The organism is Cupriavidus sp. KB_39, from assembly GCF_052114485.1.
Classification (GTDB): Bacteria; Pseudomonadota; Gammaproteobacteria; order Burkholderiales; family Burkholderiaceae; genus Cupriavidus.
Genome location: NZ_JBFREV010000059.1, coordinates 1 through 22,288, shown reverse-complemented (window position 1 = coordinate 22,288; position 22,288 = coordinate 1). Strand labels below are relative to the sequence as shown.

General features: G+C 66.2%; 22 protein-coding genes and 1 pseudogene. 11 read left to right on the top strand and 12 right to left on the bottom strand.

Annotation, left to right across the window (positions count from 1 at the left end):
• Positions 1–115 precede the first annotated feature (115 nt).
• The 6 genes from AB4Z27_RS27200 to AB4Z27_RS27175 all read left to right on the top strand — a co-directional run bounded on the left by AB4Z27_RS27200 (position 116) and on the right by AB4Z27_RS27175 (position 4,884).
• Positions 116–1,036: a LysR family transcriptional regulator gene (locus AB4Z27_RS27200; protein ID WP_441645735.1), complete on the top strand. Its 921-nt coding sequence runs from the start codon at positions 116–118 to the stop codon at positions 1,034–1,036.
• A gap of 82 nt (positions 1,037–1,118) precedes the next feature.
• The gene (locus AB4Z27_RS27195) at positions 1,119–2,096 is read left to right on the top strand and encodes a Bug family tripartite tricarboxylate transporter substrate binding protein (protein ID WP_441645734.1); all 978 of its coding nucleotides are present in this window, start codon (positions 1,119–1,121) and stop codon (positions 2,094–2,096) included.
• 68 nt (positions 2,097–2,164) lie between these two features.
• Positions 2,165–3,400 carry a CaiB/BaiF CoA transferase family protein gene (locus AB4Z27_RS27190; RefSeq protein WP_441645733.1) on the top strand — a complete coding sequence of 412 codons (1,236 nt, stop codon included), beginning with the start codon at positions 2,165–2,167 and terminating at the stop codon, positions 3,398–3,400.
• Positions 3,397–4,197 (top strand): enoyl-CoA hydratase/isomerase family protein, encoded by an 801-nt coding sequence (locus AB4Z27_RS27185; protein ID WP_092289414.1) that lies wholly within the window; start codon positions 3,397–3,399, stop codon positions 4,195–4,197. Before AB4Z27_RS27190 ends, AB4Z27_RS27185 begins: the two co-directional genes overlap by 4 nt.
• A gap of 82 nt (positions 4,198–4,279) precedes the next feature.
• Positions 4,280–4,552, top strand: a complete 273-nt coding sequence (locus AB4Z27_RS27180; protein ID WP_092289416.1) for a type II toxin-antitoxin system Phd/YefM family antitoxin — start codon at positions 4,280–4,282, stop codon at positions 4,550–4,552.
• A complete protein-coding gene (locus AB4Z27_RS27175) occupies positions 4,549–4,884 on the top strand; it encodes a type II toxin-antitoxin system RelE/ParE family toxin (RefSeq protein WP_441645732.1) in 336 nt (111 codons plus the stop codon). Before AB4Z27_RS27180 ends, AB4Z27_RS27175 begins: the two co-directional genes overlap by 4 nt.
• A gap of 69 nt (positions 4,885–4,953) precedes the next feature.
• Here AB4Z27_RS27175 and clpB read toward each other — a convergent pair whose 3' ends face one another.
• From clpB to AB4Z27_RS27120, 11 genes and pseudogenes are all read right to left on the bottom strand, one after another.
• The gene (clpB, locus tag AB4Z27_RS27170) at positions 4,954–7,542 is read right to left on the bottom strand and encodes an ATP-dependent chaperone ClpB (protein WP_092289419.1); all 2,589 of its coding nucleotides are present in this window, start codon (positions 7,540–7,542) and stop codon (positions 4,954–4,956) included.
• 96 nt (positions 7,543–7,638) lie between these two features.
• Entirely contained in the window at positions 7,639–7,929 is a 291-nt protein-coding gene (locus AB4Z27_RS27165) for a hypothetical protein (RefSeq protein WP_441645731.1), read from the bottom strand.
• A 96-nt stretch (positions 7,930–8,025) separates the two neighbouring features.
• On the bottom strand, positions 8,026–8,280 hold the full coding sequence (locus tag AB4Z27_RS27160; protein ID WP_441593603.1) for a tlde1 domain-containing protein: 255 nt from the start codon (positions 8,278–8,280) through the stop codon (positions 8,026–8,028).
• 201 nt (positions 8,281–8,481) lie between these two features.
• Positions 8,482–10,567 (bottom strand): annotated as a pseudogene (locus AB4Z27_RS27155) (3-hydroxybutyrate oligomer hydrolase family protein).
• A 297-nt stretch (positions 10,568–10,864) separates the two neighbouring features.
• Positions 10,865–11,245, bottom strand: coding sequence for a fluoride efflux transporter CrcB (crcB, locus tag AB4Z27_RS27150; protein WP_092289424.1), 381 nt, complete (start codon positions 11,243–11,245; stop codon positions 10,865–10,867).
• A complete protein-coding gene (locus AB4Z27_RS27145; protein ID WP_092289426.1) occupies positions 11,246–11,749 on the bottom strand; it encodes a molybdenum cofactor biosynthesis protein MoaE in 504 nt (167 codons plus the stop codon).
• 1 nt (position 11,750) lies between these two features.
• Positions 11,751–12,008 (bottom strand): molybdopterin converting factor subunit 1, encoded by a 258-nt coding sequence (moaD, locus tag AB4Z27_RS27140; RefSeq protein WP_092289428.1) that lies wholly within the window; start codon positions 12,006–12,008, stop codon positions 11,751–11,753.
• An 18-nt stretch (positions 12,009–12,026) separates the two neighbouring features.
• The gene (locus AB4Z27_RS27135) at positions 12,027–13,235 is read right to left on the bottom strand and encodes a molybdopterin molybdotransferase MoeA (RefSeq protein WP_441645737.1); all 1,209 of its coding nucleotides are present in this window, start codon (positions 13,233–13,235) and stop codon (positions 12,027–12,029) included.
• A 173-nt stretch (positions 13,236–13,408) separates the two neighbouring features.
• Positions 13,409–14,854, bottom strand: coding sequence for a threonine synthase (thrC, locus tag AB4Z27_RS27130; RefSeq protein ID WP_441645730.1), 1,446 nt, complete (start codon positions 14,852–14,854; stop codon positions 13,409–13,411).
• 13 nt (positions 14,855–14,867) lie between these two features.
• Complete coding sequence (locus tag AB4Z27_RS27125) at positions 14,868–16,178, bottom strand: homoserine dehydrogenase (RefSeq protein ID WP_092289434.1); 1,311 nt, start codon at positions 16,176–16,178, stop codon at positions 14,868–14,870.
• Between the two features lie 54 nt (positions 16,179–16,232).
• Positions 16,233–17,462, bottom strand: coding sequence for a pyridoxal phosphate-dependent aminotransferase (locus AB4Z27_RS27120; protein WP_092289436.1), 1,230 nt, complete (start codon positions 17,460–17,462; stop codon positions 16,233–16,235).
• Positions 17,463–17,706: 244 nt separating this feature from the next.
• Here AB4Z27_RS27120 and AB4Z27_RS27115 point away from each other — a divergent pair, with 244 nt between their 5' ends.
• From AB4Z27_RS27115 to AB4Z27_RS27095, 5 genes are all read left to right on the top strand, one after another.
• Positions 17,707–18,093 carry an Mth938-like domain-containing protein gene (locus AB4Z27_RS27115; protein ID WP_092289438.1) on the top strand — a complete coding sequence of 129 codons (387 nt, stop codon included), beginning with the start codon at positions 17,707–17,709 and terminating at the stop codon, positions 18,091–18,093.
• A gap of 179 nt (positions 18,094–18,272) precedes the next feature.
• Positions 18,273–18,734: a peroxiredoxin gene (locus tag AB4Z27_RS27110; protein ID WP_092289440.1), complete on the top strand. Its 462-nt coding sequence runs from the start codon at positions 18,273–18,275 to the stop codon at positions 18,732–18,734.
• A gap of 276 nt (positions 18,735–19,010) precedes the next feature.
• Positions 19,011–20,726, top strand: coding sequence for a PhoH family protein (locus tag AB4Z27_RS27105; protein WP_441645729.1), 1,716 nt, complete (start codon positions 19,011–19,013; stop codon positions 20,724–20,726).
• A 174-nt stretch (positions 20,727–20,900) separates the two neighbouring features.
• On the top strand, positions 20,901–21,383 hold the full coding sequence (locus AB4Z27_RS27100) for a hypothetical protein (protein ID WP_441593578.1): 483 nt from the start codon (positions 20,901–20,903) through the stop codon (positions 21,381–21,383).
• A 71-nt stretch (positions 21,384–21,454) separates the two neighbouring features.
• Positions 21,455–22,102, top strand: a complete 648-nt coding sequence (locus AB4Z27_RS27095) for a C40 family peptidase (protein ID WP_441645728.1) — start codon at positions 21,455–21,457, stop codon at positions 22,100–22,102.
• A gap of 70 nt (positions 22,103–22,172) precedes the next feature.
• On the opposite strand, the gene AB4Z27_RS27090 is transcribed toward AB4Z27_RS27095, so the two are convergent.
• Positions 22,173–22,288 (bottom strand): IS3 family transposase (locus AB4Z27_RS27090; RefSeq protein ID WP_441592170.1); only part of this gene is annotated, 116 nt, incomplete at its 5' end.

The window sequence follows — 22,288 nt, the reverse complement described above, 5'->3', positions numbered from 1 at the left end:
CTCCCGGAGGCGGGCTTTTTTCATGCGCCCCGGCACGGGAAAACCGCAGTGGCCGGCGCCCCCGGATCGGCGGACAATCGATGGCTCCCCATCGCCAGTCCCCACGCCGCCCATCGTGACGTCCCCCCTGCCCTTGCGCAGCCCCCGGCTGCATTTCGATCTCACGACGGTCCAGCTTTTCATCGCCGTGGCCGAACTCGGCGGCATCACGCGCGGCGCGGAGCGCCTGCACCTGGCCCCGGCCGCGGCCTCGCGCCGCGTGCTCGAACTGGAGGCCCAACTGGGCGTGGCCCTGTTCGAACGCCTGCCTCACGGCATGGCGCTGACCGAAGCCGGCCGCGCGCTGCTGGCCCACGCGCGCGGCATCACCCACACCGTGCAGCGCATGCAGGACGACGCCGCCTCCTTTATCGGCGGCGACCTTGGCGTGGTGCGCATTGCCGCGCCGAAGTCCGCCGTGATCCAGTTCCTGCCGTTCGATATCCAGCGCTGCGCCTCGGCCTGCCCCGGCGTGCGCATCGACCTCCAGGAAATGAACAGCCTCGAGGTGCAGCAGTCCCTGCGGCGCGGCACCGTGGACATCGGCATCTACGAAGGCAGCCTGGGTATGATCGATCTGCCGACCGCACCCTACCGCCATGACCGGCTGGTGCTGGTGGTGGCGCGCGACCATGCGCTGGCCGGGCACGCCCAGGTGACCTCGGACGATGTGCTCGACTGCGACCTGATCGTGCTGGGCGAAGGCTCGGCCATCTCGSTCGGACTGGAACGGCTGGCCGAGGAAGCCGGCCGGGTGCTGCGCATGCGCATGCGCGTGGGCGGCTTCGACAGCATCGCCGCGCTGGTGGCGCAGAACCTGGGCTGCGGCGTGATGCCGGAGGCCGTCGCGGCCGAGGTGGCGGGCGGCAGCCGCTTCGTGCGCCTGCCCATCGACGCCCCCTGGGCGGAGCGGCAGTTCGTGCTGTGCCATCGCCCGGCGGACGCGCTGTCCTCGGCGGCGCTGGGCGTGCTCAAGGTGCTTGCGCAAAACGCGTAACCAGAATCCCCCRAATAGCGATAGCCCGCGCCGGGCGCATTGCGGATGATGGCTCCATAACGATTAAGGATGGAGACAGGCAATGCAGCGCAGACAATTCCTACTTGGAGCCGTGGCCGGACTGGCCGTGCCGGGCCTGATGCCCAGCCTGGCGCGGGCGGCCGATGTGGCCGGCCCGGTGCGCATCGTCGTGGGCTTCGCCCCGGGCGGSGGTACCGACGTGCTGGCGCGGGTCATCGGCCAGAAGCTGGGGATGATGTGGAACAYCACCGTGCTGGTGGAGAACAAACCCGGCGCCACCGGGGCCATTGCCGCTGCATATGTGGCGAAACAGCCACCTGATGGCACCACGTTGCTGATGGCGCACGTCAACAGCCATGCCATCGCCCCGGCGCTGCTCGACGTCAAGTACGACCCGCGCGCCGACTTCACGCCGATTTCTATGGTCGGCGTCACCCCCAACATGCTGACCTGCCGGCCCGAGCAGAAGGTGCGCACGGTGAAGGATATCGTCGCGCTGTGCCGGCAGAAGCCGGGCCAGATCTCGTTCGGCTCGTCCGGCATCGGTTCGGCCCAGCATCTGGCGCTGGAAATGTTCCGGCTGCAGGCCAAGCTCGATGTGGTGCATGTGCCCTACAAAGGCTCCGGCCCGCTCGTGGCGGACCTGATCGGCGGCCAGATCGACTACGCGTTCGACACCATGACCGCCGCCACGCCCTTCATCCAGCAGGGCAAGGTCATCGCCATCGCCCAGACCCGGCTCAAGCGCGCGGCCAGCCATCCCAATGTGCCGACGCTGGCCGAGTCCGGCTTTCCCGGGCTGGACGCGGCGTCTTGGTACGGCCTGGTCGGGCCGAAGGGGATGTCCCCAGCGCTGGTGCAGCGCATGAACGACGACGTCAACCGCGTGCTGCTCATGCCCGACGTGGCCGAGCGGCTCAAGAGCTTCGGCGCCGAAGATTCCGGCGGCTCGAGCCAGCAGTTCGGCGCCTTTATCGCGTCCGAGTCCACCAAGTGGGCCAAGGTCGTGAAGGACGCCGGCGTGAAAGCCGAAAGCTGATGGCTGCGAGACGGCGCGCCCGCGCGCGCCACCCTCGCCCCCCTCTCCACGAATTCAGGATTCACCCGATGACAGATCTCAGCCAATCCGGCGCCCCGGCGCCTGCCACCCCCCTGCCGCTGGCCGGCGTGCGTGTGCTCGACGTGAGCCAGGTCATGGCCGGCCCCTACGCCTGCATGCTGCTGGCCGATCTCGGCGCCGACGTGATCAAGATCGAGCCGCCCGACGGCGGCGACCAGACGCGCGGCGCCATGGGTTTCAAGATGAAGGGGCCGGACAGCATGGGCTTCCTTAACATGAACCGGAACAAGCGCAGCGTCACGCTGGACCTCAAGACCGATTCCGGCCGCGAGGTGCTCTACCGGCTGGCGGAAACCGCCGACATCCTGGTCGAGAACTACCGGCCCGGCGTGATGAAGCGGCTTGGCATCGACTATGAGACGCTGGCCAAGATCAATCCGAAGCTGGTGTACGTGAGCATTTCGGGCTTCGGCCAGAGCGGGCCGTGGGCCAACCGGCCCGGCTTCGACCTGATGGCGCAGGCCATGTCGGGCGTGATGAGCGTGACCGGCTACCCCGGCGGYGCGCCCGTGAAGGCYGGCGTGCCSGTSGCCGATATCGGCTGTGCGCTKTTCGCCACTTACGGCATGCTGGCRGCCTATATCGGCGCCAAGCAGACGGGCAAGGGGCAGTACGTGGATGCGTCGCTGTTCGACTCCGCGCTGGCGTTCTCGGTGTGGGACACCTGCGAGTACTGGGGCACCGGCCGCGAGCCCGAACCGCTGGGCACGGCCAACCGCATGAGCGCGCCCTATCAGGCCATGAAGGCGGCAGACGGCTACTTCGTGATGGGCGCCACCAACCAGAAGCTGTGGCAGCTGCTGTGCCAGACGCTGGATCGACATGACCTGCTCAAGGACGAGCGCTTCGCCACAGTGGCGCTGCGGCTGGCCAACCGGCCGGCGCTGATCGCCGAACTGGAGCAGAGCTTTGCCAAGGCGAGTTGCGATGACTGGATCGAACGGCTGCTCGCCGTAGGCATCCCGGCCGGGCCGATCCTGACCTACCCGCAGGCGTTCGCCAGCGAGCATGGCAAGCATCGGCAGATGCGGATCGAAATCGACCATCCGATCGAGGGCAAGGTGCCCAATATCGGCTTCGCGGTAAAGATGGGCGGCACGCCCCAGCAGGTGCGGCGCCCGCCGCCGCTGCTGGGCCAGCACACCAAGGAAATCCTGGCCGAACTGGGTCTCTCGCAGGACGAACAGCAGTCGCTGGCGACGGCCGGCGCGTTCGGATCATGAGCGCCCCGCTGCCGTCCCCGGACGGGCAGGTCACGCTGACGATGGCAGGCGGCATCGCCACGCTCACCTTCGACCGCCCCGCCGCGCGCAACGCGATGACCTGGGCGATGTACGAGCAACTGGCCGGGCATTGCCGCACGCTGGCCGCGCAAGGCACGGCCGGCGCGCGCGTGGTGGTGATGCGCGGCGCGGGCGGCGAGGCCTTCGTGGCCGGCACCGACATCGCCCAGTTCCAGCAGTTTTCCAGTGGCGACGATGGCGTGGATTACGAGTCACGCATCGACGAAGGCATCCAGCTGGTCGAGCAGCTGCCGATGCCTACCGTGGCAGTTGTCGAAGGCTGGGCGGTAGGCGGCGGGCTCGCCATCGCCACGGCTTGCGACTTCCGCCTCGGCACGCCCAAGGCCCGCTTCGGCGTGCCGATCGCCCGCACGCTGGGCAACACGCTGTCGGCACTGAACCTCACCCGGCTGCGCGCCGCGTGGGGCCTGCAACCGGTGCGCCGCATGCTGCTGCTGGCCCAGATCCTCGACGCGGACGCCGCCTTGGCCTGCGGCTTCCTCGAAGGCGTGCACGCGCCCGACGCCCTGGAGGCCGAAGTCGCCGCCCTCTGCGACCGCCTCGGCGCCCTGGCCCCGGTCACCCAGACCGTGGTCAAGGAAGCCCTCCGCCGCCAGACCGTAGCCGCCGTGGCGGACACCGACGACCTCGTCCGGCAATGCTATGGCAGCGAGGACTTCCGGGAAGGGGTGGATGCGTTCGTGGCCAAGCGGTCGCCGGTGTGGCGGGGAAGCTGACTCCAGGCGGGAAGACTTGCGGACAAGACCATATTTGGTCTATATTTGGGCCCCATCCACCAKGGACCGAGGGAGCCAAGCCGTGAAATTCTCCACCCAGGTCAAACCCATCAGTTACCTCAAAAGCCACGCCGCCGAGATCGTCAAGGACATCTCGGCGTCGCGCGAGCCGATGCTGATCACCCAAAACGGCGAGGCCAAGCTCGTGGTCATGGATGTGCGCACGTTCGAGGAACAGGAAGAAACCCTCGCCCTGCTGAAGCTGCTGGCGATGGGCGCCCGCGACATCGAGCGCGGGCGTTTTCGTGATGTGGAGGACGTCTTCGCCGACCTAGATAAGGACGACGACGCGTGAGGGCCGTCTTCCTTGCAGCGGCAGAAGAGGATTTGCACGAACTGCGCCGCTACATCGTCCGGCGCTTCGGCAAGGCAAGTTGGCAGGAAACCTTGCAGGGCATCAAGGACTCGGTGCGCACGGTCCAGGCCTTTCCGGAAGGCGGTGCCATCCCCGACGAACTGGCAGACCTCGGCCTCCGGCAGTACCGACAGGTCATCTCGGGCATGAACCGGATCCTCTACGAGGTCAGGGCTGACGTCCTGTACATCCACATCGTCTGCGACACGCGCCGCGACATGCGCACCCTCCTTTCCCGCAGGCTCCTGCGAGCGATTCCAGAAGGCAACTAGATGCGAAAAACGGCCCGGAGGGTATCCCCCTCCGGGCCGTTTTCTTGTACCGGCAGATTTGCCAGCCGCTCAGTCCACCATCTTCCCAAACGTGAACGCGCCGTCTTCGTAGTCCACCGGGATCACGTCCTTGGCGGCGAACTTGCCTTCGAGGATGGCGCGGGCCACCGGGTTCTCGATCTGCTGCTGGATCGCGCGCTTCAGCGGCCGGGCGCCGAACACCGGGTCGTAGCCTGCGCTGGCAATCTTCTCCAGCGCCGCCTCGGTCACGTCCAGCGTCATGTCCATGCGTGCCAGACGCGCCTGCAGCCGTTGCAGCTGGATGCGGGCGATGGACTCGATGTGCTGCTGGTCCAGCGAGTGGAACACCACCACCTCGTCGATCCGGTTCAGGAACTCGGGGCGGAAATGCGTGCGCACCTCCTGCCAGACTGCGCCCTTCACCACGTCCTGCGGCTCGCCGGACATCGACTGGATCAGGTGCGAGCCCAGGTTGCTGGTCATCACGATCACCGTGTTCTTGAAATCGACCGTGCGGCCCTGGCCATCGGTCAGGCGGCCATCGTCCAGCACCTGCAGCAGCACGTTGAACACGTCCGGGTGCGCCTTCTCGACTTCATCGAGCAGGATCACCGCATACGGCTTGCGTCGCACCGCCTCGGTCAGGTAGCCGCCTTCCTCGTAGCCCACGTAGCCCGGGGGCGCGCCGATCAGCCGGCTMACGCTGTGCTTCTCCATGAACTCGCTCATGTCGATGCGGATCAGGTGGTCTTCCGAGTCGAACAGGAACTCGGCCAGCGCCTTGCACAGCTCGGTCTTGCCGACGCCGGTCGGCCCCAGGAACAGGAACGAGCCATAGGGCTTGTTCTCGTCCGCCAGGCCGGCACGCGAGCGGCGGATGGCGTCGGACACCAGCCGCACGGCCTCGTCCTGGCCCACCACGCGTGCGTGGAGGCGGTCTTCCATCTTCAGCAGCTTGTCGCGCTCGCCCTGCATCATCTTGGCGACCGGAATCCCGGTGGCACGGCTGACTACCTCGGCGATTTCCTCGGCACCCACCTGCGTGCGCAGCAGCTTGTTCGGCTGCCTCTGCTCGCTGGCCTCGGCCTTGGTCGCCGCCTGCAGCTTGCCTTCCAGTTCCGGCAGCTTGCCGTACTGAAGCTCCGCCACCTTGTCCAGCTTGCCCTCGCGCTGCAGCCGGGTGATCTCGAGCTTGATCTTCTCGATCTCTTCCTTCAGCGCAGCCGCGCCCTGGGCAGCGCCCTTCTCGGCGCGCCAGATCTCGTCCAGGTCGGCATATTCCTTCCCAAGCCGCTCGATTTCCTGCTCGATCAGCTCCAGCCGCTTGCGCGACGCCTCGTCGCTCTCCTTCTTCACGGCCTCGCGCTCRATCTTGAGCTGGATCGTGCGGCGCTCGAGCTTGTCCATCGCCTCCGGCTTGGAGTCGATTTCCATCTTGATGCGCGCGCCGGCCTCGTCGATCAGGTCGATGGCCTTGTCCGGCAGGAAGCGGTCCGTGATGTAGCGGTGCGACAGTTCCGCCGCCGCGACGATGGCCGGGTCGGTGATCTCCACGCCGTGGTGCAGTTCGTACTTCTCCTGCAGGCCGCGCAGGATGGCGATGGTCGCCTCCACRCTCGGCTCTTCCACCAGCACCTTCTGGAAGCGGCGCTCCAGCGCGGCGTCCTTCTCGATGTACTTGCGGTACTCATTGAGCGTGGTCGCGCCAATGCAGTGCAGCTCGCCGCGCGCCAGCGCCGGCTTGAGCATGTTGCCGGCGTCGATGGCGCCCTCGGCCTTGCCCGCGCCGACCATGGTGTGGATTTCGTCGATGAAGACGATGGTCTGGCCTTCATCCTTGGCCACGTCGTTCAGCACAGCCTTGAGCCGTTCCTCGAACTCGCCGCGATACTTGGCGCCAGCCAGCAGGCCGGCCATGTCGAGCACCAGCACGCGCTTGTTCTTGAGCGTCTCGGGCACCTCGCCGTTGACGATGCGCTGGGCCAGCCCTTCGACAATGGCGGTCTTGCCCACGCCCGGCTCGCCGATCAGCACCGGATTGTTCTTGGTACGGCGCTGCAGGATCTGGATGGAGCGGCGGATTTCGTCGTCACGGCCGATCACCGGGTCGAGCTTGCCCGCACGGGCGCGCTCGGTCAGGTCGACGGTGTATTTCTTGAGCGCCTCGCGCTGGGATTCGGCATCGGCACTCTGCACGGTGTCGCCACCCCGCACGGTCTGGATGGCCGCCTCGAGCGACTTGCGCGACAGCCCATGCTCGCGCGCAATACGGCCGCCCTCGCCTTTGTCGTCAGCCACGGCGAGCAGGAACAGCTCGCTGGCAATGAACTGGTCATTGCGCTTGATGGCTTCCTTCTCGGTGGCGTTGAGCAGGTTGTTGAGGTCACGGCCCACCTGGACCTCGTTGGTGCCCTGCACCTGCGGCAGCCGCTTGATGGCGGCGTCCAACGTGGTCTGCAGCCCACTGACGTTCACACCGGCGCGCGCCAGCAACGTGCGCGCGGCGCCATCGTTCTGCGCCAGCAGCGCGCGCAGCAGGTGCACCGGTTCGATGTACTGGTTGTCGTGACCCAGCGCCAGGCTCTGCGCATCAGCAAGCGCCTCCTGGAACCGGGTGGTGAATTTATCAAGTCGCATTCGGATCCCTCTCTCTCTAGGAAAGTGTGTCCTGTTGCGCGGGGTGGCCCGGCCCGGACACGTTACTTCGGAAAGATAGGGCTTTGACTTGACATTTCAAGGCTGACGGGCGGATTTCGAGCGGCGGCGCCAAAGCCATATGGCGACCGCAGTGACCACCAGCGTCGTCAGAAACGAGGGAAGCCAATACAACAACGCTTCGAAGTTGTATCCGTCCTCAGCGGGATCGAAACGCCGGTAATGGTCGAACAACCACTGTCCGAGCCACGGAGGAATAGAAATGACCTCCGAGTAATCCAGCCACTTGGCAGTCAGGTACAGAGGAAAAAGCACAAGCCACGCGGCCAGCAACACGACTTTGACAAGTGCCTTTAAGACCGCCGTCACGGCGTGGACCTCTTGACCGTGAGTCTGCCGTAGCAGGCAACATCCGTGTTGGGAATCCGGCCGACAGTCGATGCTTTGAGCAAAGCCCTCAGGCGGTCAAAGTCGGTGCAAGACATCGTCCACTCTTCCATCCGCGGCGAAGAGGGCGAACCACCTGCGCCTGTCGGTCGAAAACGGATTTTGCTCCCGAAACCATCTCAAACGCCCGCCGGAGGGCCGGTCTAACACGTAATAAGTGCCAGGCGTGATCGGACCGGAGTTCTTGCGACAGGCGGCAAGATAACTATTGATGTCCCCATCTCGTCCCGAGAATGCCGGCACATCGAGTACGCCGGCCCGAAGCCGACTCATGGGCCGGTCGTTGAGATAAAACGTCAAATCGATCATGACTCGATGCTCCTTCGTGAAACGAGCATCGAGATTGGCTTAGGGGCGCGCCAGGCCCAATAGGAATTGTTCGAAAGCGGTCATCAAACTGACTGGGGTCAGAACGCTCCCGTCGAGATGTGGGGTCTCTCGACGGGAAACGTGGCGTTTAACGCACCTACCCGACTAGTTCGGCACGTTCACCGTCGATCCACTCACCGAAATCACATCGCCCGCCGCCGGGGTGGCGGCGATCGGGGGGACGTTCGAGGGCAGGATCTGCGGTGCCGGGGCGGCGGTGCCTCCGCGTGACGTGGTGCGCACCACTTGGGACGGCGGCAGGGCCGTGCCGCTGCGCAGGTTGGCGTASACGGCGTCMAGCGCCCGGTTCAGGTACACGTGCAGCGGGATGAAGGTGTTGGCGTAGCCAGGCAGTACGTCGATGAAGGCGTCGAAATGCTGGCCGTTGGTCACCTCTATGCAGCAGGCCGTCGCTGCGGCCATGGACGATCATCGCCGGCTTGCCGCGCAGATTGCCCGTGCGCAAGGTCTGGCCGATGCCCGCCTGGAGTGCTGCGCTGTTGGTCAGCAGGTCGCGCAGGCAATTGGCGCCGGGCAGGTTGGCGTCCGCGACGCCGCCGACGCTGTTGGTGGAGAGGAAGTCGCGGGCGGGGCCGCCCTGGGCTTTCTCGTTCATGAGCGTCACGCCGGTGCTCGGCGGCACGCCGTTGCCGGTGGAGAACGTCAGGGCCAATATGTTTGGCGGGATGGTCACCGGGGTGCCGGTAGCGCCGCCCGGCGAGGCGAAGGTGTAGTCGCACAGCTTGTCGGTGACGCTGGCACGCGAGTAGGAGTTGGCGTACGTCACCGAGATCGAGCTGGCCACTTCGAGCGATGAAAGCGATGCATGCAGCACATCGGATTCTGGCTCCCAGCCGGCGGCGTGCAGGCGTGTGAAGGCATCGGTCGACTGGTCAGTCAGCGACGCGCCCGTGAGTTGCCCGTTGCCGACCAGCGAGCCGCAGCGATTGGCGCCCTGGATGACCGTCACCGAGGTGAACGGTGCCGGCAGCGACGCCGTGCCCGCGCAAAGCGAGAACAGGTTCGCCGTGGTCGTGTAGTCATACAGATGCCGCCCCGATGACCCCACCGTCACCCCGCCCCGCTTCACCGTGATGGCCGGCACGGCGGGCATGTTCACGTTCGGCTCGCCCACGGCCACGCCGTCGATCAGGCCGTTCGTATCCTGCTCCGCTGCCGCGATGGCCGCGCCGCCGCCGTTGGAGACGGCCGAGGCGATCACCAGGATCTTGTCCTTGCCGATGGAGGCCTGCCGCACCCCGTCGGACCCCACGGTGCCGAATTTATCGTTGATCGCCCACATGGCGAACTCGATGGCCTGGAGCGTGTTCAGCCCCCAGTTGGCCTCGGGATTCTGCTTCGAGTGGGCGTGCTTGTAGGCCAGCCGGTGCGGATTGGCAGTGGTGAAGTCCGCCAGCGACTGCGCGCCCGGCTGCGCCGCGAACTGGGCCAGCTTGCCGGCGCCGGTGCGAGCCTGGCGGGTGCCGTTGATCAGCGGCACGGTGTCCGAGTCGAGGTCGTGCGGCCCCGCGCCCGTGCCCTTGTCGGTATAGGCCACGGCACAGCCGCGCTTGAGCCCCCATTCGCCGACCGAAATCCCGCCATAAATGCCGCGCGAGCCCGACGAGGTCGCCGAGATCAGGCAAGGATTGGCGGGATCGAAGTTGGTCGGGATCTGCGCCATGATCGTCACGTTCTGCTGGCCGGTGCCGTCGTCGGCAAAGGCGATGTACTCGGTACCGGGCACCTTGCCCTGGCTGGCCGTGACGTTGCCCTGGGCATCGACGTTCGGTCCGTACAGCGAGCCGTACCCGCCCAGCGGATTGGTATCGACGATGGCGCGGTAGTTATTGAAGATGGCGATGCGGCGCAGCTCGGCCGCCGTGGGCGCGGCGGGATCGGCGGGAACCGGCGCGGTAGCCGTGGCGATCAGGCCGTCCTTGCCGAGCCCGGCGGTCAGCAGGTCGTCGGTCGTGCCGTCGTAGTTCTGCACGCCGATGGTGCCCACCACGAAGGTCGGCCGGTTGTTCGGGTTCTGCGTGACCGGGCCGCCACCGCCCCCACCGCTGTTGTTGTTGTCCCCGCCGCCGCAGGCGCCAATCAGCAGCACCGCCACGGCGGCGGCAATGGCGGTGTGGCATCGTGGATCGACTAGGAATTTTCCTGCGCGCGTTGCAAGGCTATGCGTCATGGGGTGTCTCCTGTTATGTATGCCGGCGGGGCCGGATCGGTAAAACAGAAACAAGACCTACGAACCGCAAACTGCAAACCGCAAATGCAAACCAACGGGGGCGACGGGGGCGATGGGGAGCACGCCCGGCGGAGCGTCGTATTCGTCCCTCCCGGGACATAGTAGACGGTTCAGGCGTTTGGATGCGAGCAGGCAGTCAGTCGAATGCCAGCTATAGCGCCGATGCCGGAACCTGTATGTGCGACCCGATACATAGGCATCGGGCCAGCCAAGTGTTTGACGGAAAAGGGAAAATACTTAGGCGAGCGCGCGCCAGGTCCAGATGCCGAAGGCCGTGAGCACCAGCGAGCCACCCAGGTGCACCACCACGTGGGCGAGCGCCCAGCGATAGTCGCCCGCCATCAGGTTGCCGACCACCTCGCTGGAGAACGTCGAGAACGTGGTCAGGCCGCCGAGAAAGCCGGTGACGGCCAGCAGCCGCCATTCGGGCGAGAGGCCCGGGTGCGACTGGAAGAACGCCACGGCGATCCCGACCAGATAGCCGCCCACGAGGTTGGCGGCCAGCGTGCCGTACGGCAGCGCCGGGTTGGCCGCGTTCCACAGCACGGAAAATCCCCAGCGCAGCCAGGCGCCCGCGGCGGCGCCGACGCCCACCGCCACAAACCCGAGCGGACCCATTCAACCTTCCTTATTGTTGTTCGATGTGTTCGATGATTCGGCGTTGAACGATTCGATGCCCCAGCGGCGCAGCGCCGCGTCGTCCGAGACCCGCGCATCGACCCAGCGCGCGCCCTCGGGCGTTTCTTCCTTCTTCCAGAACGGCGCCTCGGACTTCAGGTAGTCCATGATGAACTCGCACGCCGCGAAGGCATCGCCCCGGTGCGCGGACGCCACGGCGACCAGCACGATCTGGTCCAGCGGCTGCAACAGCCCCACGCGATGGACAATGGTCACGCCGAGCAACGCCCAGCGCTCGCGCGCGGCGGCCTCGATGCGTTCCAGCGACTTCTCGGTCATGCCCGGATAGTGCTCGAGTTCCATCGTCCGGACCGCCGTGCCGTGCGTGACATCGCGCACGGTGCCGATGAAGCTGGCCACGGCGCCCACGCCGGGATTGCCGGCCCGCAGCGCCGCCACTTCGGCGCCGAGGTCGAAATCATCGTGCTGCACGCGTGCGCTCATCTCAGCCTCCGGTCACGGGCGGGAAGAACGCCACCTCGCAGCCCTCGGCCAGCGGCGTGTCGGCGCGGGCCACGGCGTGGTCCACGGCCATGCGCAGCGCGCGGCCCTCGGCCAGCGCCTCGGCCCACTGGCCGCCGCGCTCGCGCAGCCAGCCGCGCAGGTCGCCCACGGTGCGTACGCTGGCGGGCACCTCGGCGCGCTCGGCGCCCTGCCCCACCTGCTCGCGCACGCTGGCGAAGTATCGGAGTTCGATTTGCATGATGTTCGGGTCCGCGCGTCAGCCCAGCAGGCCGTCGAACGGGATGAATTGCACGGTGTCGCCGCGACGAATGGTCTGGTTCGGCGGGTTGTCGATCAGCCCGTCGCCCCAGACCGTAGACGTCAGCACGCCCGAACTCTGGTTCGGGAACAGGTCGAGGCCGCCCGCGTCGTTGAGGCGCGCGCGCAGGAATTCGTTGCGGCGGTCGCCACGCGCCAGATCGAAATCGGCACGCAGCGGCAGGCGGCGCGGCGTCACATCGGCCACGCCTTGCAGACGCAGGATGAACGGCCGCACGAACAGCAGGAAGGTGACGAAGCTCGACACGGGGTTGCCCGGCAGGCCGAGGAAGTGCGCTGGACTGTCCGAGCCGTTCGCCACCTGGCCGAAGGCCAGCGGCTTACCGGGCTTGATGGCGATCTGCCAGAGGTCCAGCCGCCCTTCGGCCTGCACGGCCGGCCGGATATGGTCTTCCTCACCCACCGAGACGCCACCCGAGGTGATGATCAAATCACACCCTTCGGCGGCGCGGCGCAGGGTGTCACGCGTGGCGGCCAGCGTGTCCGGCACGATGCCGAAGTCGGACACTTCGCAGCCCAGGTTTTCGAGCAGGCCGCGCAGCGTGAAGCGGTTGGAGTTATAGATGGCGCCCGGCTTGAGCGGCTCGCCGGGCATGGCCAGCTCGTCGCCCGTGAAGAACACGGCCACGCGCACGCGGCGCACCACATCCAGCTTCGCCTGCCCGACCGAAGCCGCCAGTCCCAGCGCCTGCGGCGTCAGCCGCGTGCCGGCCGGCAGGATCTCGGCGCCGGTYTCGATGTCCTCGCCCGCGCGGCGAATCCATTCGCCCGAAGCCGGCACATGATTGACGATGACCGCGTCGCCATCGGCCACGCACTGCTCCTGCATGACCACGGCATCGGCGCCGGGCGGGATCAGGCCGCCCGTGAAGATGCGCGCGGCGGTGCCGGCGGCCAGCGCCGTGCCCACGTGGCCGGCCGGAATCCGCTGCGAGACCGGCAGGCGCGTACCCGGCGCGGGGACGTCGGCGGCGCGCATCACGTAGCCATCCATCGAGGTATTGTCGGCGGGCGGCACGCGCAGCGTGCTGGTCACGGGCGCGGCCAGCACGCGGCCGTTGGCGTCGAGCGTGTCGACGGTCTCGGTGGCCGTCAGCGGACGCACGCCGGCCATCAGGGCCGCGAGGGCCTCGGCCATGGTCAGCATCGGCGGACGGTTGGCGGCAGCAGTTGGAGTGGGGGCTTGGGTCATGTGAGCGTGGCTGGAATCAGGTTGGCCCATGAAAAACAGCCCCCGGCGCGAAGCCTGGGGGCCGTGGCAGCGGGCCCGGCAAACCCGATTGTAACGAGTTGGGCGCCGGTCGGTCGCTGGACAGTCGCTTACAGTCCGGTGTGCCGGGCGATGTACGCCTTGACCTGCGCGGCATCCGCCGGCATCACCTCGAAACGCTGCGGCAGCGCCTCGATCCCATCGAACGCGGCGGGCCGCTCGGGCTCGTGCCCCAGTGCCTCGCGGATCGTGTCGGCGAACTTGGCCGGCAGTGCCGTTTCCAGCACTACCATCGGCACGCCCGGCGTCAGGTACTCGCGCGCCACCTTCACGCCATCGGCGGTATGGGTGTCGATGGTGACGCCGTAACGCGCGTGCACGTCGCGGATGGTGGCCAGGCGGTCGTCATGCGTGCTGCGGCCCGAAACGAAGCCGAACTGGCGGATGCGGTCGAATTCCGGCGTGCCGGAGAGATCGAAGCCCCCCTTGGCATCCACGTCGCGGAACAGCGCGGCCAGCTTGTCGCCGTCCTGGCCGAGCAGGTCGAACACGAAGCGCTCGAAGTTCGAGGCCTTGGAGATATCCATGCTCGGGCTCGACGTGTGGTACGTCTGCGCCGAGGTCCGCACGCGGTAGGTGCCGGTGCGAAAGAACTCGTCGAGCACGTCGTTCTCGTTGGTGGCCACCACGAGCTTGTCGAYCGGCAGGCCCATCATGCGCGCGATATGGCCGGCGCAGACGTTGCCGAAGTTACCCGACGGCACGCAGAACGACACCTTYTGGCCAGGGCCATCGGTGGCCAGCAGCCAGCCCTTGAAGTAGTAGACCACCTGGGCCACCACGCGCGCCCAGTTGATCGAATTGACGGTGCCGATGCACTGGCGCGCCTTGAAGGCGTGGTCGTTCGACACCGCCTTGACGATGTCCTGGGCGTCGTCGAACACGCCTTCGATGGCCAGGTTGAAGATGTTCGGGTCCTGCAGGCTGAACATCTGCGCGGTCTGGAACGCGCTCATCTTGCGGTGCGGGCTCAGCATGAACACGCGGATGCCGTCCTTGCCGCGCATCGCGTACTCGGCGGCGCTGCCGGTGTCGCCGGACGTCGCCCCGAGGATGTTCAGCTTCAGGCCGGCCCGGCGCAGTGCGTACTCGAACAGGTTGCCGAGCAGCTGCATCGCCATGTCCTTGAAGGCCAGCGTCGGGCCGTTCGACAGGCCCAGCAGTTGCAGCGGCGTGCCGCCTTCCTCGCCCAGCGTGCGCAGMGGRGTGATGTCCGCCGTGTTATCGCCCGGACGTGCGTTGCAGTACACCTCGGCGGTGTAGGTCTGGCGCGTCAGCGCGCGCAGGTCGTCGGCGGGGATGTCRTCGCAGAAGCGCGAGAGCACCTCGAACGCCAGGTCGGCATAGGACAGCTTGCGCCAGGCTTCCAGTTCGTCGGCCGTGATCTGCGGGTACTGCTTCGGCAGGTAGAGCCCACCGTCCGGCGCCAGGCCGCCCAGCAGGATCTCGGAGAACGATTGCGGCATGTCRTGGCCGCGCGTCGATTGGTATTGCATGAGCGAGGGCGTCTTAGTTCAGTTCTTCCATGCGCAGGCGCGTCACGGCGGACAGCACCGTCGGCAGCGACTCGATGCCGCGGATGGCGGCGTTCACGTGCTTCTCGCGCGTGAGGTGCGTCAGGATGATGATGTCGGTCTGCGGCTCGCCCTGGCGCGACTCCTTCTGGAGCATTGCGTCGATGCTGATGCCGCCCTCGGCCAGGATGCGCGTGATCTCGGCCAGCACGCCGGTCTCGTCGGACACGCGCATGCGCAGGTAGTAGGAGCTGGTGACTTCCTCGATCGGCAGCACCGGCACGCTGGACAGCTCGTCCGGCTGGAACGCCAGGTGCGGCACGCGATGGTTCGGATCGGCCGTATGCAGGCGCGTCACGTCCACCAGATCGGCGATCACGGCCGAGGCGGTCGGCTCAGCGCCGGCGCCCTTGCCGTAGTACAGCGTGGTGCCCACGGCGTCGGCCTGCACCAGCACGGCGTTCATCGCGCCTTCCACATTGGCGATCAGGCGGGATGCCGGCACCAGCGTGGGATGCACGCGCAGCTCCACACCCTCCTCGCGGCGGCGCGTGATGCCGAGCAGCTTGATGCGGTAGCCCAGTTCCTCGGCGTACTTGATGTCGATGGCGGACAGGTTGGTGATGCCTTCCACGTGCGCCTTGTCGAACTGCACCGGCATGCCGAAGGCGATGGCGCTCATCAGCGTGACCTTGTGGGCGGCGTCGATGCCCTCGATGTCGAAGGTCGGGTCAGCCTCGGCATAGCCCAGCTGCTGGGCTTCCTTGAGCACCACGTCGAAGTCCAGGCCCTTGTCGCGCATTTCGGACAGGATGAAGTTCGTCGTGCCGTTGATGATGCCGGCGATCCACTGGATGCGGTTCGCGGTCAGGCCCTCGCGCAGCGCCTTGATGATGGGGATACCCCCAGCCACGGCGGCCTCGAACGCCACGATCACGCCCTTGCGTCGCGCRGCTTCGAAGATCTCGTTGCCATGCACGGCCAGCAGCGCCTTGTTGGCGGTGACCACGTGCTTGCCGTTCTCGATGGCCTTCAGGACCAGCTCGCGGGCGATGCCGTAGCCGCCGATCAACTCCACCACGATGTCGATTTCCGGGCGGGTGACCACCTCGTTGGCATCGCTGACGACTTCCACCTCGCCGCCGGTCAGCTCCCGGGCGCGCTCGGTGTTGAGGTCGGCCACCATCGCAATCTCGATGCCGCGGCCTGCACGGCGACGAATTTCTTCCTGATTGCGCTTGAGCACGTTGAACGTGCCGCTACCAACGGTACCGATGCCGAGAAGGCCGACTTTAATGGGTTGCATGGACGTCTGACTCTGGGTTGCTTGATGCGGGATGAACGGGGGCGCCGCGGCGGCTCAGGCCGTGCCGTGACGTTTTCGATAGGTTTCGAGGAAGCGGCCGACGCGCGTCACGGCCTCGCGCAGGTCTTCCTCGTGCGGCAGGAACACGATCCGGAAGTGATCCGGCGCGCCCCAGTTGAAGCCGGTGCCCTGCACCAGCAGCACCTTCGATTCCTGCAGCAGTTCGTAGATGAATTCCTGGTCGTCCTGGATCGGGTACATCGACAGGTCGAGCTTGGGGAACAGGTACAGCGCGGCCTTGGGCTTGACGCAGCTCACACCGGGGATCTGGGTGATCAGCTCATAGGCCAGGTCGCGCTGGCGGCGCAGCCGGCCGCCCTCGCCCACCAGGTCGTTGATGCTCTGGTAGCCGCCCAGCGCGGTCTGGATGGCCCACTGGGCCGGCACGTTGGCGCACAGCCGCATCGAGGACAGCATGTTCAGGCCCTCGATATAGTCCAGCGCCGGGCGCTTGTCGCCCGACACCACCATCCAGCCAGCGCGGTAGCCGCACGAGCGGTAGTTCTTCGACAGGCCGTTGAAGGTCACTGTCAGCACGTCCGTGGACAGCGCGGCGATCGAGGTGTGCGAATGGCCGTCGTACAGCACCTTGTCGTAGATCTCGTCGGCAAAGATGATCAGGCCGTGCTCGCGCGCGATGGCCACGATCTCCTGCAGCAATTCGTCCGAGTACAGCGCCCCAGTGGGGTTGTTCGGGTTGATGACGACGATCGCCTTGGTGTTCGGGGTGATCTTCTTGCGGATGTCGTCGAGGTCCGGCATCCAGTCGTCGGCCTCGTCGCAGATATAGTGCACCGGAGTGCCGCCGGACAGGCTCACGGCGGCGGTCCACAGCGGGTAGTCCGGCGCCGGCACCARCACCTCGTCGCCGCTGTTGAGCAGCGCGTTCATCGACATCACGATCAGCTCGGAGGCGCCGTTGCCCACGTAGATGTCGTCCAGCCCCACGCCCTGGATCTTCTTCTCCTGGGTGTAGTGCATGATGGCCTTGCGCGCCGCGAAGATGCCCTTGGAGTCCGAGTAACCTGCCGAATTGGGCAGGTTGCGCATCATGTCCTGCTGGATCTCCTCCGGGGCATCGAAACCGAACACGGCCAGGTTGCCGATGTTCAGCTTGATGATCTTGTGCCCTTCCTCCTCCATCTGCCGGGCCTTTTCCAGCACCGGGCCGCGGATGTCATAGCAAACGTTCTGGAGCTTGTTCGATTTCTGGATGGGTTTCACGGCGGTGTTGGCGATGTCAGGGCAGGCTGCCGGYCTCCGTGGCAGCGGATTTTCGGAATCTTCTGGAATGTCCTGGCAAGTCTGGGCGGACGGCGGCGCATCCGCGGTGATGTGCCCGGCGCGTGGCAGACAGGGAGGCAAAAGCTATAATTTATCGGATTATGACAGACTTCGGCATGGATTCTTGCATTGCAGCGACGCTTTCCCGCGCCGGGCGCACGATCCTGCCACCGCGAGCCCCCTCTTGAAACTCCACGCTGACAAACCCCACAATCTCAATACCGTGACCAGCTACGGCCCCGGGTATATCGAAATCAACCTGGTCCGCCACAACCAGTCCGTGCTCGTCATGCCGGAAGGCCCGGTCGAGCCGTGGCCGGTTGCCCGTTTCGAGGACCTGGAACCCGCCCATTTCGACGTCCTGCTCGATAAACAGGCAGAAGTCGTCCTGCTGGGTACCGGCAACAAGCTGCGTTTTCCCCACCCGCGCCTGACCGCCGCGCTGGCTCGCCGCCATATCGGCGTGGACGCCATGGATCTCCAGGCCGCATGCCGCACCTACAATATCCTGATGGCCGAGGGCCGCAAGGTGGCGGCGATCCTGCTGGTGGAGCCGATCGACGAAGCTTGAGCGGCGGGCCCCCTGGTGCGAATATCGGCTGGCAACCTGCCGAGGTTGAGCACACGCCACGCTTGAAGTCTGGCCGACTGCCCCAAACTGCACCCGCCATGGCACAAGCCCGGATCCCCCCCCACAACAAACGGGCCGCCATCACCGATGATGCACCGCCATCCAGGAGAGCCACCAGCATGACAGTCAGTCTCAACCAGGCCGTTCCGGACTTCCGCGCCCCCGCTACCGGCGGGGAGTTCCATCTTGCCGGCCAGCGCGGCAAGACCGTGGTCCTGTACTTCTACCCGAAGGACAACACGCCGGGCTGCACCACCGAAGCGATGAACTTCCGCGACCAGTACGCCGAGGTCGAGGCGGCCGGCGCCGTGGTGTTCGGCATCTCGCGCGACAGCATGAAGTCTCACGAGAACTTCAAGGCCAAGCTTGAGCTGCCCTTCGCGCTGATCTCGGACGCCGACGAGGCGCTCTGCAGCCTGTTCGATGTCATCAAGATGAAAAAGATGTATGGCAAGGAAGTGCGCGGGATCGAGCGCAGCACTTTCATCCTCGACGGCAAGGGCATCCTGCGGCACGAGATGCGCGGCATCAAGGTGCCGAACCACGTGGACGAAGTCCTCGAACTCATCCGCAAGATCTAGTCCGCCAGGCGCCACTGCCACGGGCGCAACACCGCGCAACACTCCGTCCGCAGGGTCATTGCCAAACCGAAAACGTTCGGATACATTGGCCCGTAATGCGTTCAGATCCCAGTTGCCACGCTGTTGTACCGTTCCGGCCCAGGAGAGAAAGTCCCCGGGCTGGTAGCGGACCTGCCGTGTCCGGGGTCCGCGAAGAAGCCGCCACACCTGTTCATCAGGCATGGCGGCTTTTTTGTTTGCCTGCCCTTTTCCGCCCCCCTGAAAGGATGTCCAAGCATGCCGCTGCCTACCATGCCCGCCAAGCCTGCCCAATTGCTGGACCCGAGCGAATTCGCACCGGTCTCACTGCCCAAGGCCAAAGCCGCGCAGGGTAAGAAACCTGTGCCGACGCTCGAGCGCGATGCATTGCTCGATTCAGGCCCGACCGGTGACACGGGCGACCTCCAGGCGCCCGCCACGCGCGGCCGCGCCGGCAGCCCCACGCGCGCCCGCACCCCGGACGCCCCGGCGCCAGCCACGACCGCCCCGTCCGCGCCGGCCGTGAGCCTGGTCAAGCCGGCGGCCGGCCCCACGCGCCGCGCCCGCAAGGCCGAGGGGCCCAGCAAGCTGTTCGTGCTGGACACCAACGTGCTAATGCACGACCCGAGCTCGCTGTTCCGCTTCGAAGAGCACGACATCTATCTGCCGATGATGACGCTCGAGGAGCTGGACAACCACAAGAAGGGCATGAGCGAAGTCGCTCGCAACGCGCGGATGGTCAGCCGCACGCTCGACTCGCTGGTCGGCGCCACCGACGGCGTGCTCGACGACGGCCTGCCGCTGGCCACGCTCGGCAACCGCGATGCGCAGGGCAAGCTGTTCTTCCAGACCCGCCTGAACGAGATCAAGCTGCCCGAAGGCCTGCCGCAGGGCAAGGCCGACAACCAGATYCTGGGCGTGGTCAGTGCGCTCCAGCAGCAGTTCCCGGAGCGCCAGGTCGTGCTGGTGTCGAAAGACATCAACATGCGCATCAAGGCGCGTGCGCTGGGGCTGCCGGCCGAGGACTACTTCAACGACCAGGTCCTGGAAGACAAGGACCTGCTCTACGCGGGCGTGATGCAGTTGCCCAACGACTTCTGGGCCAAGCACGGCAAGGGCGTGGAAAGCTGGCAGGACCCGAAGTCCGGCGCCATGTTCTATCGCCTGATCGGGCCGCTGGTGCCGTCGTTCCTGGTCAACCAGTTCGTCTACCTGGAGCCGATGGACGGCAGCCTGCCGCTGTACGCGCAGGTCAAGGAAATCAACGGCAAGACCGCCCTGCTCCAGACCCTGAAGGACTACACCCACAACAAGAACAACGTGTGGAGCGTGGTGGCCCGCAATCGCGAGCAGAACTTCGCGCTGAACCTGCTGATGAGCCCGGACATCGACTTCGTCACGCTGCTGGGCCAGGCCGGTACCGGCAAGACGCTGCTGGCGCTGGCGTCCGGCCTGGAGCAGGTGCTGGACCAGAAGCTCTACAACGAGATCATCGTCACCCGCGCCACCGTGCCCGTGGGCGAGGACATCGGCTTCCTGCCGGGTACCGAGGAAGAGAAGATGCAGCCCTGGATGGGCGCGTTCGACGACAACCTCGAAGTCCTGCAGAAGAGCGATGACAGCGCCGGTGACTGGGGCCGAGCGGCCACGCAGGAGCTGATCCGCTCGCGCATCAAGGTCAAGAGCATGAATTTCATGCGCGGSCGCACGTTCGTGAACAAGTTCGTCATCATCGACGAGGCCCAGAACCTGACGCCGAAGCAGATGAAGACGCTGGTCACGCGGGCCGGCCCCGGTACCAAGATCGTCTGCCTGGGCAATATCGCGCAGATCGACACGCCGTACCTGACCGAGGGCTCGTCGGGCCTGACCTATGTGGTAGACCGCTTCAAGGGCTGGAGCCACAGCGGCCACGTCACGCTGGCGCGCGGCGAACGCTCGCGCCTGGCCGACCACGCGGCGGACGTTCTTTAAGTACCGCCCGCCCGGCATTGTCCGCCGGGTGGCGTTCGTCTCCCTTTTACCCGGATCCGGGCGTCCGCGTGGATGCCCGTCCATGTCGTCACGTCGCGTCGGGCTTTGGCTGACAGCCAAAGCGCGGCAGTGGCGCTATGATCGTCCGGTGTTCATGTCGATACGGAGGCGTCGATGGACAAGCCACAATCGTTCAATCCCTACCTGTCCGGCAATCCACGGACCCTGTTTTCCCGCCATTCGCGCACCACGCGGCGGCGCCGCATCCTGGCGGCCACGCTGATCGGCACGTCGCTGGTCATCGCCGCCACCTGGCGTCCGGCCCGGGCGGCCGAGGAAATGGTCATCCGCACGATGGGCCCCGTCAGCTATGTCTGCGGCGGCGTGGCGGAGGATGAGCGCGCCAAACTGACCGAGCAGGAGAAGAACTTCAACATGGGCATCCTGTTCACACAGGGCCCGAATGGCGAATTTTTGTCGGAAGTTGACGTCAATCTGACACGCGACGGCCAGCCGGTGGCCAATTTCAAGGCTGGCGGCCCCCGCTGCCTCATACGTGCGCCCGAAGGCAGCTACAATATCGAAGCGACCTATAAGGGTCAGGCCAAGTCCATGAAGATCAGCACCGGCACGCGCAACGCCCAGCTTCGCTGGTGATGCATTAACAATGCGCTAACCGCGCTGCACCGCGGACGGACGCGTGACCCGGCAACCGAACAAAAAGAAGGATGCCGCAGCGCCCGCTTCGCCTTTTCTCTCTCAATGCCTCCCGCACCGCCGCCCTCGCGGTGAGTGCCGCCGCGCTGCTACTGGCCGCCTGCGCCGGCGGGCCGCCGCCCCGGCAGGGTTCGTCCGTGCCCCGGGCACCCGGCAAACCGATGATCGACCCGAGCGCCGGACTTGAGGAAATCTCGATCCAGGCGATGTCGCTGGTCGGCACCCCCTACCGCTACGGCGGCAACACCCCCGATTCCGGTTTCGATTGCAGCGGCCTGGTTCGCTACGTGGTGCAGCGCGCCGCCAACGTGAACCTGCCCCGCACGACCGAGCAGATGGGCCAGCGCGGTTCGTCGCTGGACCGCAGCCAGGTGGCCTCCGGCGACCTCGTGTTCTTCAACACCACGGGACGCGCCAATTCCCACGTAGGCATCTATGTCGGCCAGAACCGCTTCGTCCATGCGCCCGCCACCGGTGGCACGGTGCGGCTCGAGGACATGGGCAAGTCTTATTGGGCCTCCCGCTACAACGGCGCCCGCCGCGTGGTGGCAGCTAGTAATTTGCCGATGACGCCGGCGCCCGCCCCAGAAGCCCCCTCGCCCGCCCCTGCGCCCACCCAGGAAGACGACGACCCCATCGCCGCCTTCGCCCGGCAATAGTCGTCTAGTAAAAGGCGTAAAAAAAGCCAGAGCGATGTGAACTGACCCCCAGAAGTTGGACGGTTGATGGCTAGGCCGGAAAGGGCTGAGTCCTGTATTGCACAGGACTCAGCCCTTTTAGTTTGAGCTTGATGCGGTCATGATTGTAGTAGTGAATGTATTGGCGCAGTCCATCCTGCAGTTGCT